At 71.9% G+C, this 18,506-nt stretch carries 12 protein-coding genes; 5 read left to right on the top strand and 7 right to left on the bottom strand.

What is annotated here, in order from left to right; translation table 11 throughout:
- The first annotated feature begins 66 nt into the window (after nucleotides 1-66).
- The 3 genes from CCN29_RS03420 (at nucleotide 67) to CCN29_RS03410 (ending at nucleotide 3,712) form a co-directional block, all read left to right on the top strand.
- Nucleotides 67-1,326 (top strand): sensor histidine kinase, encoded by a 1,260-nt coding sequence (locus CCN29_RS03420; RefSeq protein ID WP_006130115.1) that lies wholly within the window; start codon nucleotides 67-69, stop codon nucleotides 1,324-1,326.
- The gene (locus CCN29_RS03415; protein WP_006130114.1) at nucleotides 1,317-1,970 is read left to right on the top strand and encodes a response regulator transcription factor; all 654 of its coding nucleotides are present in this window, start codon (nucleotides 1,317-1,319) and stop codon (nucleotides 1,968-1,970) included. Before CCN29_RS03420 ends, CCN29_RS03415 begins: the two co-directional genes overlap by 10 nt.
- 212 nt (nucleotides 1,971-2,182) lie before the next feature.
- Nucleotides 2,183-3,712 (top strand): DUF1996 domain-containing protein, encoded by a 1,530-nt coding sequence (locus CCN29_RS03410; RefSeq protein WP_086679981.1) that lies wholly within the window; start codon nucleotides 2,183-2,185, stop codon nucleotides 3,710-3,712.
- 127 nt (nucleotides 3,713-3,839) lie between these two features.
- On the opposite strand, the gene CCN29_RS03405 is transcribed toward CCN29_RS03410, so the two are convergent.
- Nucleotides 3,840-4,271 carry a hypothetical protein gene (locus tag CCN29_RS03405; protein WP_006130112.1) on the bottom strand — a complete coding sequence of 144 codons (432 nt, stop codon included), beginning with the start codon at nucleotides 4,269-4,271 and terminating at the stop codon, nucleotides 3,840-3,842.
- A 193-nt stretch (nucleotides 4,272-4,464) separates the two neighbouring features.
- On the opposite strand from CCN29_RS03405, the gene CCN29_RS35545 reads away from it, so the two are divergent.
- Both CCN29_RS35545 and CCN29_RS03395 read left to right on the top strand, forming a co-directional pair.
- Nucleotides 4,465-6,387, top strand: coding sequence for a hypothetical protein (locus tag CCN29_RS35545; protein ID WP_086679987.1), 1,923 nt, complete (start codon nucleotides 4,465-4,467; stop codon nucleotides 6,385-6,387).
- 65 nt (nucleotides 6,388-6,452) lie between these two features.
- Nucleotides 6,453-7,148 (top strand): TetR/AcrR family transcriptional regulator, encoded by a 696-nt coding sequence (locus CCN29_RS03395; RefSeq protein ID WP_031019693.1) that lies wholly within the window; start codon nucleotides 6,453-6,455, stop codon nucleotides 7,146-7,148.
- Nucleotides 7,149-7,202: 54 nt separating this feature from the next.
- Here the strand turns inward: CCN29_RS03395 and CCN29_RS03390 are convergent, their stop codons facing one another.
- From CCN29_RS03390 to CCN29_RS03365, 6 genes are all read right to left on the bottom strand, one after another.
- A complete protein-coding gene (locus CCN29_RS03390) occupies nucleotides 7,203-7,562 on the bottom strand; it encodes a 5-carboxymethyl-2-hydroxymuconate Delta-isomerase (protein WP_006130109.1) in 360 nt (119 codons plus the stop codon).
- 55 nt (nucleotides 7,563-7,617) lie between these two features.
- Entirely contained in the window at nucleotides 7,618-13,029 is a 5,412-nt protein-coding gene (gene pulA / locus CCN29_RS03385) for a pullulanase-type alpha-1,6-glucosidase (protein WP_086679979.1), read from the bottom strand.
- Nucleotides 13,030-13,298: 269 nt separating this feature from the next.
- A complete protein-coding gene (locus tag CCN29_RS03380; RefSeq protein WP_006130107.1) occupies nucleotides 13,299-13,961 on the bottom strand; it encodes a hypothetical protein in 663 nt (220 codons plus the stop codon).
- 148 nt (nucleotides 13,962-14,109) lie between these two features.
- Complete coding sequence (locus CCN29_RS03375; RefSeq protein WP_006130106.1) at nucleotides 14,110-15,483, bottom strand: alpha-amylase; 1,374 nt, start codon at nucleotides 15,481-15,483, stop codon at nucleotides 14,110-14,112.
- Nucleotides 15,484-15,652: 169 nt separating this feature from the next.
- Nucleotides 15,653-17,398, bottom strand: a complete 1,746-nt coding sequence (locus CCN29_RS03370; RefSeq protein ID WP_086679977.1) for a glycoside hydrolase family 13 protein — start codon at nucleotides 17,396-17,398, stop codon at nucleotides 15,653-15,655.
- 185 nt (nucleotides 17,399-17,583) lie between these two features.
- Nucleotides 17,584-18,498, bottom strand: a complete 915-nt coding sequence (locus CCN29_RS03365; protein WP_006130104.1) for a sugar ABC transporter permease — start codon at nucleotides 18,496-18,498, stop codon at nucleotides 17,584-17,586.
- Between the last annotated feature and the right edge of the window lie 8 nt (nucleotides 18,499-18,506).

Below are 18,506 nucleotides of genomic sequence, written 5' to 3'. Positions count from 1 at the left end.
CGCCCCACCCCGGGTGCGGGGGCTGGGCCCAGTGTGCCGCCGGGCGCGGACGGCGAGACTGGGCCCATGACGACCGGGACGGACGGACACGGCAGGGTGAGCGTGGCGCGGGGCTACCCGCTCGCGGCGGTACGGGGGCTCGCGCTCGCGCTGGTGTCGCTGCCGGGGGCGGTGGTGTGCTTCGTGGCGGCCGTGGTGTCGATCGGTCTGATCCCGATCGGAGTGGGCCTCGTCACCACCCCGTACGTGCTGAGGGGCGTACGGGCGTTCGCGGACCTGCGGCGGGTGCTGGCGGCCGAGTGGGGCGGGGTGCGGATCCCGCGCGCGTACCGGCCGCTGCCGAAGGACGCGAACCCGTGGGGGCGGACGTTCGGCATGCTGGGCGATCCGGCGACCTGGCGGGACCTGCTGTGGCTGCCGGTCGACATGACGGCCGGGTTCGTCACCGCGCTGCTGACGGCCGCCCTGCTGTTCTACCCGCTGGAGGGGCTGGCGGTGGCGGCCGGGCTGTGGCGGGTGCTGCCCGACCCGTGGTGGTACGGCTTCGTGCCGGTGTCCGGGCAGGGGACCGCGCTGGCCGCCGGGGCGCTCGCCCTGGCGCTGCTGGCGGCCGGGCACGTCGGCGCCCTACGGGTGCTGCGCGCGCACTTCCTGCTCGCGCGGGCCGTGCTGGCCCCGGGCGGGAGCGAGCTGGCCGAGCGGGTGCGGGTGCTGACGGAGACCCGGCGGGACGCGGTGGACACCTCGGCCGCCGAGCTGCGGCGCATCGAGCGGGACCTGCACGACGGGGCGCAGGCGCGGCTGGTCGCCGTGGGGCTGGACCTGGGGACGGTCGAGGCGCTGATCGAGCGGGACCCCGCGCAGGCGCGGGAGCTGCTGGCGCGGGCCCGGCAGTCCTCCGCGGAGGCGCTGACCGAGCTGCGGGAGCTGGTGCGGGGCATCCATCCGCCGGTGCTGGCGGAGCGGGGGCTCGGGGACGCGGTGCGGGCGCTGGCGCTGCGGCTGCCGGTGGCCACGGAGGTGAACGTGTCGCTGCCCGGGCGGGCCGACGCGCCGGTGGAGTCGGCCGCGTACTTCGCGGTGAGCGAGGTGCTCGCCAACGCGGTGAAGCACTCCGGCGCGGACCGCATCTGGGTGGACGTGCACCGGGAGGAGGGCCGGCTGCGGATCACCGTCACGGACAACGGGCGGGGCGGCGCGGCGGTCGGGGCCGGTTCGGGTCTGGCCGGGGTGGAGCGCAGGCTCGGTACATTCGACGGCGTCCTGGCCGTCAGCAGCCCCGCGGGCGGTCCCACGCTGGTCACCATGGAGATTCCGTGCGGGTAGTCCTGGCCGAAGACCTCTTCCTGCTGCGGGACGGACTCGTCCGGCTGCTTCAGGCGCACGGCTTCGAGATCGCGGCGGCGGTGGCGTCCGGGCCCGAGCTGACCCGGGCGCTGGCCGAGGAGGAGCCGGACGTCGCCGTGATCGACGTGCGGCTGCCGCCGAGCCAGACCGACGAGGGGCTGCAGTGCGCGCTGGAGGCCCGGCGCAGGCGGCCCGGGCTGCCGGTGCTGGTGCTGTCCCAGCACGTGGAGCAGCTGTACGCGCGGGAGCTGCTGGCGGACGGCAGCGGCGGGGTGGGCTACCTGCTGAAGGACCGGGTGTTCGACGCGGAGCAGTTCGTGGACGCCGTACGGCGGGTGGCGTCGGGAGGTACGGCGATGGATCCGCAGGTGATCCAGCAGTTGCTGGCGCGGCGGTCCGGGAAGGACCGGCCGCTGGCGCGGCTGACGCCCCGGGAGCTGGAGGTGCTGGAGCTGATGGCGCAGGGGCGGACCAACGCGGCCATCGCGGCGCGGCTGGTGGTGACGGAACGGGCCATCGCCAAGCACACCGCGAACATCTTCGCGAAACTGGGCCTGGAGGTGTCGGACGACGACAACCGCCGCGTGCTGGCGGTTCTCGCGTATCTCGACCACGGCCGGTGAAACCGGACACCCGGCTTCACCCGGGGTGCCGCTCCCACAACGCCCGGTATCGGTAGGGCTGTTGAAACCCTCGGAAGGCACTGACTTCTCATCGATTCCTGTGACGGGTGAACACGCGTGAGGCGCTCTGCGTACTCATGGGCGCCGCTTCCCCTCACGGGCGCCTCGATGCCCCGCACAGGGATGCCCCGCAAGGAAGTCAGAGGAGTTCCATGGGACGCAACACGAGAAAACGCCGTACACCGCTGGCCACGAAGGTGATAGCCGGGGCGGCGGCCCTGGCGATAGGTGGGGGCGGTCTTGTCTGGGCCAACTTCTACGCCTCGGCGCACGAGGAGAACGGGGGCCACAACGCCACCAAGTCCGGGGGGACCCGGGTCGCCACGATCAACTGTCCGGACGTCGGCCAGAAGCTGACCCGCGTGCCCCGCAAGGCGCGCTGGGGCGTCGCGCGTGAACTGGCCCGGCTCGACCGCCAGATCACCGACGCGTACACGCGCCTCGCCGAGACGCGCCAGGCGCAGGCGGGCGACGCGAGCTACGTCGACAACGCCATCCTCGCCCCGCTGAAGGACAAGCGCGCGGCCACGCTGGACCGTATCGGCATCAACATCAACCGGGCCGGCGGCCAGGCGCCGGGCGACCTGGGCCGGTTCGCCCGCTGCCAAGGCGTGCCCGCCGAGCAGCCGCCCGGCGACGGCGGCCAGGGTGACGGCCAGGACGACGGTCAGAACAACGGCGGAGGCCAGAACGACGGCGGCCAGGACAACGGCGGCGGTCAGGACGGCGGCCAGGACAACGGCGGCCAGGCCGGAAACGGTCCGGTGGCGGACGACTTCATCCGCATCGAGGACGTCCCGCCGAACTCCCGCAACCTGCCCAACGGCCTCGCCGCGAACGGCGACGGCGGCTCGACCGGCAGCTTCACCACCGAGTGCGGCACCAACGAGAACGCGCTGCGCAACTCGGACAACGTGATCGTGGCGCCCGGCGTCAGCAACGGCGCCCAGCACCAGCACGACTACGTCGGCAACCAGGCCAACAACGCCTTCGCGAGCGACGAGGAGCTGGCGAACGGCGACACGAGCTGCCAGAACCAGGGCGACCGGTCGTCGTACTTCTGGCCGGTGCTGCGCATTCAGGACGGTACGCAGGACATCGACCAGGGCCAGCCGGGCGGCGGCCAGGACGGCAACGTCGGCAAGATCGTCGCGCCCACCGACGTGGAGCTGAAGTTCGTCGGCAACCGCACCAGCGACGTCGTGGCGATGCCGCGGGCCCTGCGCATCATCACCGGTGACGCCAAGTCCTTCACCAACGGGCTGAACAACGCCAACACCGCGTGGAGCTGCACCGGCTTCGAGGACCGGCAGGTGACGGACAAGTACCCGATCTGCCCCGAGGGCAGCGGGGTGGTCCGCACGACCAACTTCCAGAGCTGCTGGGACGGCCAGAACGCCGACAGCGCCAACCACCGCACGCACGTCGCCTTCGTCGGCGAGGACGGCAGCTGCTCGAACGGCTTCCAGGCCATCCCGCAGCTCCAGGTCCGACTGGTCTACGACAACATCCCGGCGCCGCAGGTGGACAACGGACAGCTGGTGAACCCGTACGCGGTGGACACCTTCCCGGAGCAGCTGCACAAGCCGATCACCGACCACAACGACTTCATCAACTTCTTCGACGAGGACCTGATGAACGAGATGGTCGAGTGCATCAACAGCGGCCGCGACTGCCAGTAGGCGGTACCGCCCGCTGAAGGAAGCCTGAGGGGTCCCGAAGGAAGGCGAGGAGCCCGAGGGAAAGGGAGAAGGCCGGCGGTGGGAGTTCCCACCGCCGGCCTTCTGCCGTGCCGGGCGCGCGAGCGGCTCAGCCGTGGTGGCCGCCCTGGTTGTGGCTGCCGCCGGGGTTCATGTGCTCGGAGCCCTCCTCCAGGTCGCCGCCGAGTTCGGTCTGGAGCGCCTCGACGGTCCGCTCCTCGCCCACGGCGACCCACTTGCGGCCGACGAGGTAGTAACCGCCGTAGTCCTTGGCCGTGTTGAGCCACTCGGCCTGGCCGCGGTCGGTGGAGAAGGTGGCGAGGACGTACTTCTCCTCGCCCTTCTCGCACAGCGCCTGCCGGATGGTGTCGGCGTCGGTCTGCATGTCGGGGTCGCACTCCGCCACGGCGGCCAGCTTCTCCAGGCTGCCGGTGGCGGTGGGCGGCAGCTCGTGCCCCCCGTGGCCGCCGGACCCGCAGCCCGCCAGCGCCAGGGCCGCCACCGCGCAGGTCAGCGCGAGCTTCGGTCGGGTCACCCTCATGTGTTCCTCCGGTCTTGACGGCGACAGCGTGGGGCGGCGACATGCCGCACGGAGCCCCGGCACGGGGCCCTCGGCATTCGATACGGCTGAAGCGCGCCCCGTGCTCAATCGCCGCGCTCGGTCGGCGGGGACCGGTGGCCGGAACGGCGCGGGTGTCAGGTGACCATCCGTGGATTCGCTCGTTCTGCTGAACGTGCAGTCACAGGATGCCACCGCCCAGTCCCCCGCGCCCTCCTCCCCGGCCGGCCCGGCCGTGGACGTCGAACAGGCCGAGGCCGCGCTCGTCGAGCACTACGCGCGGCTCGTCCGGCTGGCCTACCTGGTGCTGCCGGGCCGCTTGGGCCGCACCCGGCGGGTGCTCACGGCGCACGCCCTGGTCCAGCGGGCGCTGCCCCGGGGCCGGGCCCACGCGCCGCTGATCCCCGCCCAGAGCGCGGGCCGGGACGGCGACCCCGGGTACGCGCTGGTGCGGCTGCAGGTGGTGCGCTCGGCGCTGGAGGCGGGCCTGCCGCTGCGCCGCCGGGGCCTGCCGAAGCGGTCCCAGCTGCCGCCGCTGCTGCCGCAGGTGTGGGGTCTCCAGGTCTTCCCCCGGCCGGGCGGCGCGGACGAACTCGCTCTGGACCAGCGGCTGGCCGCGCTGTCCGGACCGGCCCGTGCCGCGCACGCGCTGCGCGGTCTGGAGCGGCTGCCGGACACGGACGTGCGCCGGGTGCTGGCCGGCGCGGGCGTCGAGGACCCGGACGCCGCGCTGACGGAGGCCGACTCCGTCCCCGACCCGTACCGGCTGCTCGAGTCCCCCGAGTTCGACCCCTGTTCGCTGCAGGCCCGGCCGACGGACCTGCTGCGCCGCCGCCGGCACCTGAAGGCGGGTCTGGTCGGGGCGGCGGCGCTCGCGGTGTGCGGGGCGCTGCTGTCGCTGCCCGGGGACGGCTGGGGCGCCGACGGCCCGGCCGCTCCCCCGTACGCGCGCAACCCGGCCGCGCAGGCCGCGCTGGACCCCGAGCGGCTGACCCGGACGCCCGCCTCGGCGTGGGAGACGTCGGCGCGCACCGACTTCTCGGTGTGGCCGGCGCGCGGCACGCTCACCGGCGACCGGGCGCTGCTGCGCCGAGCGCTCGCCGTGTGGGCGCGTCCGGGCGAGGGCGTCACGGCGTCGGCCACCCCGGGTACGCCCACCGGAGGGCCCGCCGGGCCGCCCCGCCTGCTGTACGCGGGCACGGTGGACGGCGCGCGCGTGGTGATCCTGTACGACGGCTGGCGTCTCGCCCGGTACGCAGAGCCGGAGCAGGGCGCCCGGGGCGCGGCGCTGGACCTGGCGCGGGTCGACGGGGCCGGGCGGGCCGGGGCGAGCGCGGTGGTGCTGAGCCGCTCGGACGGCAACGTCCGCTTCCTGGTGGCCCCGTGGGTGCGCGAGGCGGCGCGGCGGGACCTGCGCGACCCGGGCGAGGGCGCGACGGCCCTCCCCCTGGAGGACGGGGTGACCGGTCCTCTGGTCTCGGGCCAGGGGCGGGAGCCGTGCACGGCCTGGCACGCGCTGGAGCTGACCGACTCCACCGGCACCCGGCTCTTCTCCGACCTGGGCGAGCTGGTCCCGGCGCGGCTGACCACCGGGCGTCCGGGCAAGGTGAAGGACGTGTCGGGCGAGAAGGGGCTGCGCGCCTGGGAGCCGTACGCGTGCTCGCTGGCGGTGATGCGGTCGGCGGGCGTGCGCAGCGTCAACGCCTGGGCGTACGCGGAGCAGCCGCTGCCCGGCGGCGACGGAGAGGCCGAGTGGCTGTGCACGCGCGGGGAGACCTGGCGGGGCACCGGGGCGCGGGTGCTGGCGCAGTTCCTCTCACCGGGCGCGCGGTACGGGGCGGTGGCGGCGCGCGCCGAGGACGCGCCGGCCTGCGGGGAGCGGCAACCCGACGTGCTGGCCGGGGTGTTGTGGAAGTCCGCCGGCGGCTCCTGGTACCTGCTCGCGGCCGGCAGCGACGGGGTGGAGTCCGTGAAGGCCACCGGCGGAATCGAGGGGGAGGCGGAGGAGCGGCTGCTGTCGGTGCGCGCGGAGAAGGGTGCGCGGGCCGACCTCACGGGCACACTGGAGGACGGGGGGTCGGTCGGCGGGCTGCGGTGATCCGGGGGGACACCGGTGCCCGGTCCGGCCCGTGGGAGGCCGGAAACGATCGGTAAGGTGTTCGCATGGGTACCGGGGTGCGTCGGAGGATGGGAGTCGAGGAGCGTCGGCAGCAGTTGATCGGCGTGGCTCTCGAACTGTTCAGCAAGCATTCCCCGGACGAGGTCTCGATCGACGAGATAGCGTCCCGGGCGGGCATCTCGCGCCCGCTCGTCTACCACTACTTCCCCGGCAAACTGAGCCTGTACGAGGCCGCGTTGAGGCGGGCGGCGGACGATCTGTCGTCCCGGTTCGCCGAGCCGCACGAGGGTCCGCTGGGCGCGCGGCTGCGGCGGGTGATGGCGCGGTTCTTCGACTTCGTGGAGGAGCACGGCCCCGGCTTCGCCGCGCTGATGCGGGGCGGCCCCGCCGTGGGTTCGTCGACCACCAACGCGCTGGTGGACTCGGTGCGTCAGGCCGCCTACGAGCAGATGCTGGCGCACATGGGCGTGGTGGGGCCGGCGCCGGCCCGGCTGGAGCTGGTGGTGCGCTCCTGGATCTCGCTGGTGGAGTCGACGGCGCTGATCTGGCTGGACGGGCGGCGCATACCGCGCGAGGAGCTGGAGACCAAGCTGGTGCAGGACTTCGCGGCGCTGGCCGCGGTGTCCGCCGCCCGGGACGAGGAACTCGCCACGCTGCTGCGGGGGCTGGTCAAGCAGGAGCCGGGCGACGGCCCGTTCACCGACCTGGCCGCCCGGATGATCGCGCTGGCTCAGGAGTGAGCCCGGCCGCGACGTGAGCCCGGCCGCGGCGGGCCGGGCTGCGGTCGACTACGGCTACTCGCTCTCGAACTTGCGGTAGGACGGGTCGAGGTCGCGGACCTCGGCGGAGGCGTGCAGTCTCTCTCCCCCGGCCGGCTTCACGTACCGCCGCAGCAGTTCCAGGACCGTCTCGGTGAGCCGGGCCTTGGTCTCGTCGGTGCGGCCGGCCAGCAGGCCGATGTGCACGTGCACCAGCGCGTGGCCCTCGGTGTCGGGGCCGACCACCGGGTCCTCGGTGCGCCGGAACCGCGTCTTGCACGCGGGCGGCTTGGCCGCCGCGATCTCCACCACGGCGGTGTGCAGGTCCCGCGCGAAGGCGGGCCGGTCGAAGCCGTCCGCGAGCCGCTCGGAGTAGTCGACGGTGATCTGCGGCATGAGCCCTCCTGTTCCAGGTCAGGAGGGCTCACACTAGCCGCAGCTCCTCAGGCGGTCAGCCGGCGGTGGTGAACACCGCCACCGTGCGGGCCGGCACGTGGAACGTGCCGGTCGCCTTCGTGTACGACGACGTCTTCACGACCGCGTCCCCGCCCGCCGCCTGCACGGGGTGCAGACGGTGGGCCTGCCCGGCGAGCGCGGCGACGCGCTGTTCCTGCCGCTCGGGCGTGGCGTTGAAGACGACCACCAGGTCACCGAGGGTCATGGTGATCACGCCGGGCGTCTCGTCCTTCCCGGACAGCGGGAAGGAGAGCCGGTCCTGCACCTGGTCCGCGGTGTCGAGGGAGAACACCTTCTCCGTGGTACGGATCCGCAGCAGGTCCCGGTACGCGGCCGAGGCGCCCTCGATCTGCGGGCAGCCCACCCTGACGGAGCCGAGCAGCGGCCTGGCGTACGGCCACTTGTCCTGGTTGTCGGCGGCCGGCGGCAGGCCGCGGCCCATGCCGTTGCCGTCCGCGCAGTTCCAGTGGATCGCGTTGAACCAGTCGCCGCTGTCGTAGGAGTTGCGGTCGAGGGACTTGGAGCGCAGCAGGTCGGTGCCCGCCTGGGAGAGCGCCGGCCCCTGGGAGAGGGCGGCGGTCGCCATGGCGAGAATCTGCATGCGCGCCCGGTCCGCGGCCGGGGTGTCCTTCGGCAGCTTGAAGGCGAGCGCGTCGAACAGCGACTCGTTGTCGTGCGCGTCCGCGTAGGCGAGGGCGTCGCCGGGGGCGGCCGCGTAGCCGGCGGGGGCGCCGTTGTAGTCGACCTGGGAGCCCTTGACCTCCGTGCCGGTGGTGTCGGTGAAGGTGTAGTCGGCGAGGTTGCCGCTCAGGCCCACCTTGATCAGGTCCTGGTAGTGCAGCAGCCGGGCCTTCTGCTCGGCCGGGGTGCCGTTCACCGCCGAGGAGTTGGGGTCGGTGTAGAGGCCGGAGGCGAAGCCCTGCACGCCGGGGTCCTCGTCGAAGGGTCCGCCGCCGCGCACGGCGTCACGGGCCCGGTCGGAGAAGGTGGCGATGCCGGTGCCGGCCATGTTCTTCTGCGTGGCCTGGACGAAGCGGGCGTCGTCGGCGATCTCGCCGAAGTTCCAGCCCTCGCCGTACAGGATGATCTTCTTGCCGTCGACGCCGTCCTTGGCGGGGGTCAGCTCGTCGAGGGCCTTCCTGACCGCGAGGATGTTGGCCTTCGGGTGGTGGCCCATGAGGTCGAAGCGGAAGCCGTCGACCTTGTACTCCTTGGCCCAGGTGACGACCGAGTCGACGACCAGCTTGCCCATCATGGCGTTCTCGGTGGCCGTGTTGGCGCAGCAGGTGCTGGTGGCGACCGAGCCGTCGGCCAGGAGCCGCTGGTAGTAGCCGGGCACGATCCGGTCCAGGACGGAGGTCTTCGCCTGGCCGCTCGCGGCGGTGTGGTTGTAGACCACGTCCATCACGACCCGCAGGCCGTCCTCGTTGAGCGCCTTGACCATCTTCCGGAACTCGACCGTGCGGGCGGTGCCGTCCGGGTCGGTGGCGTAGGAGCCCTCGGGGACCGTGTAGTGGTACGGGTCGTAGCCCCAGTTGAAGGCGTCCTTGGCGGCGGCCTTCGCCACGCACTCCTGCTGCTTGTCGGAGTCGGCCGGGTAGGAGGCGAGGTCGCAGTCGACGGTCGCCTGGTCGGACTTCCTCTCCGGGATGGTGGCGATGTCGAAGGCGGGCAGCAGGTGCACGTACGAGGTGCCGGCCTCGGCCAGCTCGCGCAGGTGCCGGCTGCCGTCGCTGTCCTTGTCGGTGAACGCGAGATACGTGCCGGGGTGGTCGGCGGTGCGGTCCGCGACGGAGAAGTCGCGGATGTGCAGCTCCTGGATCTGCGCGTCCTTCAGCGGCACGGCCTTCGGCTTGGCGTAGCCGTCCCAGCCGCGCGGCCGGAGGGACCGGTCGGCCAGGTCGACGACGAGGCTGCGCTCGGAGTCGGTGGTCAGGGCGGTCGCGTACGGGTCGGTGACCTTGTTGGTGACGAGCTCGCGGGTGCTGGGCGCCCACACGGCCACCGCGTACCGGTACTCCTCGCCCTTCCAGGAGGCGGGGCCGGTGACGGACCAGACACCGGTGGCGTCGTCGCGGCGCATCCGGACGGTGCGGTCGCCGATCTCCAGGGAGACGTCCCGCGCGGTCGGCGCCCACACGGAGAGGGTGGGACGGCCGTGGCGGAACACCGGGCCGAGCTTCGCCTTCGTGGCGCCGGCCGCGTACAGGTCGTCCAGGACGCCCGCGATCTGCACGCCGGTCGCCGCGAGCACCGCTCCGTTGGCGGCGCGCTGGGTGGCGACGACCTGGCCGCGCAGGGCCTCGCGCACCCGGTCGCGGTCACGCGGGTCGACGGTCCAGGCCGTGCCGCTCGCCAGGTGCGGGAACGTCGCCTTCTGCGCGTCGGTGAGGGCCGACTTCGTCAGGCGGATCCAGCGGGCGTCGCCGGGGTTCAGCTTCCCGTCCGTCACCGTGACCGAGCCGGTGCGGGAGGCGAGGAGCTGGGTGGAGGCGGCCGCGGCGGAGCCGTCCCAGACGAGGGTGGAGCGGTCGATCCAGACCGCCTTGGAGGTGGTCAGGTCGAGGGCGGCCGAGGACCCGGCGGGCTGCGGCAGCAGGTAGGTCTCCTGGCCGCTCACCAGCCACACCTCGTGGCCGTTCGCCCTGAGGTCCAGCGACTGGTCGGTCGGGAGGTCCTTCTCGTCCCCCTTGTGGAGGATGTAGCTGAGGCTGGTGGCACCCTCGGCGAGCGGCACCTCGAAGACAGCGCCATAGGAGTCAGTCTTCACCGGTTCCAGCGGCTTCGCCCAGTCGGTGGGGTTCGCGGCGCCGGTCCAGGTGTGCAGGCCCCAGCCGTCGTACCGTCCGTCGGCGCGGTGGTAGTGCAGGACGGCCTTGGTGGTGTCCTGCGCCGGGTACTCGGGCCGCTCGGTGGTGACGGTCTCGTCGCCCTGCTTGATCCACACCTCGCCGGTGCGGGTGACGTCGATGGTGCGGTCGGTGGCGACGTCCTTGGTGCCGTCCTTGTCGACCACGACGAAGCCGATGTCGGAGGCGCCCGGCTTCAGCTTGACCCAGGCGAAGGCGCCGTAGGCGTCGCGGCCGGTGAAGGCGTGGCCCGCGGGCCACTCGGTGGCCTCGCCGTCCGCGAGGTCGCCCCAGGCGTACAGGCTCCAGTCCTGGTAGTCGCCGTCGGGGCGCTGGTAGTGGACGATGGCGTACTCGCGGGAGGCGGCGGTGGGCTCCTCCTCGGCGGGCGGGGCGCCGGTCGTGGAGGCGGCCAGGGCGCTCGCGGTGCGGCCGGCCGAGTCGATCACGACGGCCTTGTAGCGCAGGGCGGTGCCGGCGGGGACGTCCGCGCCGACGGTGTGGGTGACCTTGTAGGGGGCGTGGTCGGCGGAGCCGAGCGTCTGCCACCTGCCGTTGCCGGTCTGTGCGGCGAAGACGACCCGGTTCAGCTGTCCGCCGTCGACGTCGGCGGTGACCTCGACGGTGCCGGTGGCGCCCGCCTCGGGGGCCTTCAGGGTGAGGGTGGGCTTCGCGTCGGGCTCGCCGAGCGGGGTGGCGGCCCTCAGGACGATCGCGGAGCGGGCCGGGACGGAGACGGTGATCTTCCTGTCGGCGTCGCTGCGGACGGTCGCGCCGGTGCCGTGGATGCCCCGGAACGTGGTGTCGGCGGAGCCGGTCGCGAAGGTGGCCGTCCGCGTCTCGCCCGCGTTGTTGAAGGCGACGACGTACTCGGTGGGGTTCTTGCCGGGGGCGGTGCGCGAGAAGGCGTAGACGCCTGGGCCGTCGTCGGCGTACCGCTCCTGCTGGACGCCGTCGGCCAGCGCGGGGTGCGCCGCGCGGAGCTTGGCGAGGGCGCCGATCTGCCGGTAGAGCGGGGAGCGGGTGTCGTAGGCGTCCTCGGCGTGGGTGCGGTCGGTGCCGATGAGGTCGTCGTCGAGGTAGTCGGCGGTGCGGGACGCGAAGAGGGTCTGGCGGGCGTCCTTGTCGCCGCCCGCGCCGGTGAAGCCCTGTTCGTCGCCGTAGTACACGACCGGGTTGCCGCGGCTGAGGAACATCAGCTCGTTGGCGAGCATGTCCCGCTGCAGCAGCTCCGCGTCGGACGCCTTCGGGTTGTCCTGCATCAGGAACGTGCCCATGCGGCCCATGTCGTGGTTGCCGAGGAAGGTGACCTGCTCGTAGGCGTTGGCCCTGCCGGACGTGTACTTGTAGTCGTCGCCGAAGACGGAGGCGAGCTTCTTGGCGCTGCCGTCCTGGGAGGCGTACGCGCGGGCCGCGTCCTGGAAGGGGAAGTCGAGGGTGGCGTCGAGCCGGCCCTGGGTGACGTAGGGGGCGGTGACGTTCGTGTCGGCGGAGTACACCTCGCCGAACATGAAGAAGTCGTCGCGGCCCTTCTTCGCCGCGTAGGCGTCCAGCGCGGTGGCCCACTGGGTCCAGAACTCCATGTTGACGTGCTTCACGGTGTCGATCCGGAAGCCGTCGATGCCGAAGTCCCGCACCCACCGCTGGTAGATCTTCTCCATGCCGTCGACGACCTCGGGACGCTCGGTCCACAGGTCGTCGAGCCCGGAGAAGTCACCGTACTCGGCGGACTCGCCGGCGAAGGTGGAGTCACCGCGGTTGTGGTACATCGCCGGGTCGTTGAGCCAGGACGGCACTTTGAGCCGCTTCTTCGCCGCGGGCACGACCGGCGTGCGCGGGAAGGAACCGACGTCCACGCGCGGGAACGTGCGGCTGCCGTCGGCGTGGTCGGCGTCGTCGAAGGGCACGCCGTCCTTGGTCAGGTACGGGAAGGCGCTCTTGGAGAGGTAGTCGTAGGACTTCTCCTCGTAGTCGATGACGTCGGCGGTGTGGTTCGTGATGACGTCGAAGAAGACCTTCATGCCCTTGGCGTGGGCCTTGTCGATGAGGGTCTCGAGGTCCTGGTTGGTGCCGAAGTGCGGGTCGACCTGGGTGAAGTCGGTGATCCAGTAGCCGTGGTAGCCGGCGGAGGCGTTCTCCCCGGTCCCCTGCACGGGCTGGTTCTTGAAGATCGGCGCCAGCCAGATGGCGGTGGTGCCGAGCCCCTTGATGTAGTCGAGCTTCCGGGTGAGCCCCTTGAGGTCGCCGCCCTGGTAGAAGCCCTTGTCGGTGGGGTCGTAGCCGTGGGTGAGGCGCGAACCGGTCAGTCCGCCGCGGTCGTTTTTCGTGTCCCCGTTGGCGAAGCGGTCCGGCAGGACGAAGTAGAACTGCTCCCGCGTCAGGTCGTGGCGCGCCGGGGAGGCGGCGAGCTTCGCGTCCGAGGGGGGCGCGGGCGGGGTGGCGGCTCGGGCGGCGACCGGCTGCACGAGCGCCGCGGCGAGCGCGGCCACCGTGACGGCGGCGACGCGGCGGCCCCGCGCGGTGCGGCGCCCCGGGGGCGCGGGCCATCTGGGTATCAAGGCGTGAACTCCTTGCGCTTACGGCTCATTGGGTCCGACCCCACGCCCCGGCGGGGACAGTTTCGGCCACATCACCGGAGCGTCGGCGTGACCGTACCGTCGTTGAAAGCCTTACAGCAATAGTTGTGAAAGTGTCGGCAAGAACTTCCAGCGGGAGCTTTCCGGCAGGGGCGGACGAGTCCGGCGGGCAAGGAGGGGAAGAGCGGCGCGCCGCCGGTCTCCTGTCGGGGAGACCGGCGGCGCGGGGTGCACGCGGGGCGGACCGCTCGTCAGGCGGCCGCGGTGGCGCAGATGTAGTCGTACGGACGGCCGATCGCGATCGTCAGCTTCAGCGGGTCCGTGGTGCCCGAGGGGCACTCGGCCTCCGTCTTGGTGAGGTCCAGGACCTTGTAGTCGGCGGACCCGGCCTGGGTGCAGGCAATCTCCTGGGCGTTCGCGTCGATGCAGTCGCCCTTCACCAGCTGGCCGCCGCCGGCGCCCGCGTCGCCGGGGTGGTCGCCGGACAGGTTGCGTCCGCAGACGGTGCTGTTCGGGATGCCGCTGTCGGAGGAGCCGAAGGTGAGGGACACCTGGATGATGATGTCGGTGCCGGCGGGGCACTGGATGGAGTCCGGCAGGATGGCCGCGTCCATGATCTTGAGCGCCTTGAAGGTGGCGCCGGAGTCGTCGCAGTCGAGCGCCTGATAGCTGTCGCCCGAGCCCTCCGGGTCCGGGCCGCCGCAGTCGCCGACCTTCCACTCGCCGGACTTCTCGTCCGGCGCCGTGGAGGACGACGAGGACGACGGCAGCGGCAAGGAGGCGGACGAGGAGTCGTCGTCCCTGGAGACGTTGTAGCCGACGATCGCGCCGATCAGGATCAGCGGGACCAGCAGCGCCTTCAGGCGCGCCGTACCGCGCCTGGGCGGGCGTCCGGTGGTGTGGTTGTAAGCCATGTGAACGGCTCCCCCTGCGGCGCGGAAGACGGACGCGTGGAAGTGGATCGCGCCGCGCCTCCTCACCCGGTGGGGGACGGTGTGGCCCCCGTGATCACGCTAGCGTCCGGCGGCCACGGAACCGGCCGCCGGACGTCACAGTTGTGCTTCAGCAGCCGCTCTTGCCCGCGTACACGGCGAGGGCGGTGTTGCTGCCGAGGGTCGCGGTGAGCCGGCCCGAACCGTCCACCGTCACCTGCTTGTTGCTCTGCACGTCGCAGTACGTGCCCGCCGGGAGGGAGGTCTGGTAGGTGCGGGTGAGGGAGCCGGACTCGTGGTTGATCGCCACGAAGCCCTTGTTCCCGCGCCCGAAGGCGATGGCGTCGCCGCCGTTGTCCCACCAGTTGGTGACCGCCTGGCCCCGGGTGGCGTTGCGGAAGCCGACCATCGACTTGATCTCGGGCCAGTTGTGCTGGCACTTCCAGCCGCTCTGCCAGCAGGCGTCGACCCGGCCGCCGTTCGGCGGTCCGGCGTCGTGGTCGGTGAACTCGTAGCCGGAGTTGATGTCGGGGGCGCCGTAGGGCCAGGCCAGCATGAAGACGTTGGCCAGGGTGTAGGTGGCGTTGTCCTTGTAGCTGAGCGTGGAGCCGTTGCGCTCGGTGTCGTGGTTGTCGACGAACACACCGGCGGAGCCGCTGTTCAGGTAGCCCCAGCCCTCGCCGTAGTTCTTCAGGTAGGCGAGGTTCTCGTTGGTGAAGACCCGCTTGAGGTCGTAGGCGTAGCGGAACTCCTGGACGTCGCCGGTGCCCGTGTACTCGGTGGGCTGCACGGCCTCGCCGGCGCCGTGGATGACCTCCTGCTTCCAGTAGGCGGAGGGGTTGGTCAGCCGGGACTTGATGTTCGCGAGGTCGGCGGCGGGGATGTGCTTGGCCGCGTCGATGCGGAAGCCGTCGACGCCGAGGGAGAGCAGGTCGTTCATGTACCCGGCGATGGCCCCGCGGACGTAGTCCTCGCCGGTGTCGAGGTCGGCGAGGCCGACCAGCTCGCAGTTCTGCACGTTCCAGCGGTCGCCGTAGTTGGTGATCTGCGAGGTGCAGTTGTCGAAGTCGTACGAGGAGTACAGGCCCGGGTAGTTGTACTTGCTGTACGACGAGCCGCCGGTGCCCGTGCCGCTGCCGGCGGACATGTGGTTGATCACGGTGTCGGCGACGACCTTCACGCCGGCCGCGTGACACGTGTCCACCATGCTCTTGAAGGCGGCGCGGTCGCCCAGCCGTCCGGCGATCCGGTAGCTCACCGGCTGGTACGACGTCCACCACTGCGAGCCCTGTATGTGCTCGGCGGGCGGGGAGACCTGCACGTAGCCGTAGCCGGCGGGGCCGAGGGTGGTGGTGCACTCGCGGGCGACCGAGGCGAAGTTCCACTCGAAGAGGACGGCCGTGACGTCCTTGGAGCCGGGCGGGGAGGCCTCGGCGACTGTCGGGGTCATGACAGCCGAGGCGGCCGCGAGGGCGGCGATCCCGGCGAGGGTTCTGCGTGCCATATGGGGATCCTTCTTCATCGAAGGGTGTGGGGAGTACCGGCGAAGTGGTTGAAGCTTCTTGCAGAAAGCTTCAGCAACCTTGCGGCAACGCAGATGTTAGAGGCCCGCCACCCGAAAGGGCAGCGGGCCGTACCAACTTGAAGGAAAAAAGTTGCGAGGCGTACGACCGTCAGGCCGTCGTCCACCACACGGTCGTGTCGGCCGCGACCACGGCCTCGCCGCCCGTCTCCTCCACCTCGCCGCTGGTGATCAGCACCCTCCCGTACGCGGGCACGGTCACGGGCGCTCCCGTGGTGTTCGCGACGCACACGAAGTCCCCGCGCCGGAACGCCAGCACGCCCTCGGGCGCCGTCAGCCACTCCACCGCGTCGCCCGCCCCCAGATCCGCCTGCTCACGGCGCAACGCGAGCGCCGAGCGGTACATCTCCAGGGTGGAGCCGGGCACGCCGGTCTGCGCCTCGACGCTCAGCTCGCCCCAGCCCTCGGGCTGCGGCAGCCAGCTGCCGCCGTCGCCGAAGCCGTGGCTGGAGCCCTCCCGGGTCCACGGGATCGGCACCCGGCAGCCGTCACGGAAGCCGTCCTGGCCCGCGCCGCGGAAGTACGCCGGGTCCTGGCGCACCTCGTCCGGCAGGTCCACGACGTCCGGCAGGCCCAGCTCCTCGCCCTGGTAGACGTAGGCCGAGCCGGGCAGCGCCAGCATCAGCAGGGTCGCCGCACGGGCCCGGCGCAGCCCCAGCTCACGGTCGCCGGCCTTACGGATCTGGGTGCCGAGGCCCGCCGGGTTGGCGAACCGGGTGGCGTGCCGGGTGACGTCGTGGTTGGACAGCACCCAGGTGGCGGGGGCGCCCACCGGGCGCATCGAGTCCAGGGTGCGGTCGACGACCGCGCGCAGCTCGGCCGCGTCCCAGTGCGTCGCCAGGTACTGGAAGTTGAACGCCTGGTGCAGCTCGTCGGGGCGGACGTAGTTGGCGGTGCGCTCGACGGTCGGCGTCCACGCCTCGGCGACGAAAATGCGCCCACCCGTCTCCCGCCCCCGCCCTTCTGCGGAAGGCCCTTCGGGCCCCATTGCATCGGAGTACTCGTCGAGGATGAGCCGCCACTGCCGGTAGATGTCGTGCACGCCGTCCTGGTCGAAGAACGGGGTGACATCGTTGCCCAGCAGCCGCATCTCGTCGTGCGACCCCAGGTCCGGCAGGCCCTCGGCCTTCACCATGCCGTGGGCCACGTCGATCCGGAACCCGTCCACGCCCATGTCCAGCCAGAACCGCAGGATGGAGCGGAACTCGTCGCCGACCGCCGGGTGCTCCCAGTTGAAGTCGGGCTGCTCGGGCGCGAAGAGGTGCAGGTACCACTCGCCGGGGGTGCCGTCGGGCTCGGTGACCCGGGTCCAGGCGGGGCCGCCGAAGATCGACTCCCAGTCGTTGGGCGGGAGTTCGCCGTTCTCGCCCTTGCCGGGACGGAAGTGGTAGCGCTCGCGCAGCGGCGAGCCGGGGCCCTCCGCGAGGGCGCGCTTGAACCACTCGTGCTGGTCGGAGGAGTGGTTGGGCACCAGGTCGACGATGATCCGCAGGCCCAGCGCGTGCGCGTCGCGGATCAGCGCGTCCGCGTCGAGCAGCGTGCCGAACATCGGATCGACGGCGCGGTAGTCGGCGACGTCGTAACCGGCGTCGGCCTGCGGGGAGGCGTAGAAGGGGCTCAGCCACACGGCGTCCACGCCGAGGTCACGCAGGTACGGCAGACGGGAGCGGATGCCCTCCAGGTCGCCCATGCCGTCACCGTTGCTGTCGGCGAAGCTGCGCGGGTACACCTGGTAGATCACCGCGTCCCGCCACCAGTCACGGCGCCGCGCGACGGTGGCGACGGCCGAGTCGGTCGTGGGGGTCGGGGCCGGGGCGGCGGACTGCTGCTGACTCATGACGTCCTTGGTACGGGGTTCGGGCAGGGAAGCTAAGTGGAGGCGGCCGCGATGACAGCGGGGTCGGATGGCCAACGCGGCCGCCTCGGACCCAGGGGAAGGGCAACGCCCTTCAGGGGCGCGGGGAACTGCGCGACCAGCCACGGTGAAGCCGCAGCCGGCCGACGGCAGAAGTCCCCCGGGACTTACCCCTTGGTGCCACCGGCCGTAAGACCGGCAACGAGGTTCTTCTGCACGAGATAGAAGAACGCGGACACGGGTATCGCGATCAAAACGGCGGTCGCAGCCATCAAATTCCGCTGAGCATCATGCTCACTCACGAAACTCTGCAGCCCCACGGCCAACGTGTACTTCGTGTCGTCCAGCATGAACGTCGTGGCGAACGCCACCTCCCCGAACGCGGTGATGAAGCTGTAGAACGCCGCGACCGCGAGCCCCGGCTTGGCGAGCGGCAGGATCAGCCGCGCGAACGTGCCGAACGGGGTCAGTCCGTCGACGCGTCCCGCCTCGTCGATCTCGAAGGGGATGGTGTCGAAGTAGCCCTTCATCAGCCAGGCGCAGTACGGCACCGCCGTGGAGCAGTACACGAGGATCAGGCCGAGGTAGCTGTCGATGAGCTGGAGGTCCGACAGGATCTGGTACATCGGGACCATCAGCACGGCCACCGGGAACATCTGGGTGACCAGCAGCACCCACATGAACTTCTTGTAGCCGGGGAAGCGCATGCGGGAGACCGCGTAGCCGGTGGTGGCCGCCACCAGGACGCCGATGACCGTGGTGCCGAGGGACACGATCAGCGAGCTCTTGAGCCAGTCGAAGAAGTTCGTGTTCTGCAGCACGAACGAGTAGTTGTCCAGTGTCATTTTGCCCCAGATCCCGCCGGGACGCAGATAGTCGTCCTTGTCGGGGCCGAGGGACAGGAAGACCAGCCAGGCGACCGGGAACAGCGCGATCAGGCTGGCCACGATCAGGATGCCGTGGGAGGCGAGGCGGCCCAGGGGGCTGACCTCACCGCGCCGGAGGCCCTTGCGGGGCGCGGCGCTCCGCTCGCCGTCGGGGCGGCCGGCCTCGGCGGCGGTGGGGAGGGTCGAGGTGCTCATGGGGGCTC

Origin of the sequence: Streptomyces pseudogriseolus, from assembly GCA_002154585.1 — a bacterium.
Lineage (GTDB): Bacteria > Actinomycetota > Actinomycetes > Streptomycetales > Streptomycetaceae > Streptomyces > Streptomyces pseudogriseolus.
This window is presented reverse-complemented; position numbering and strand designations above follow the sequence as displayed.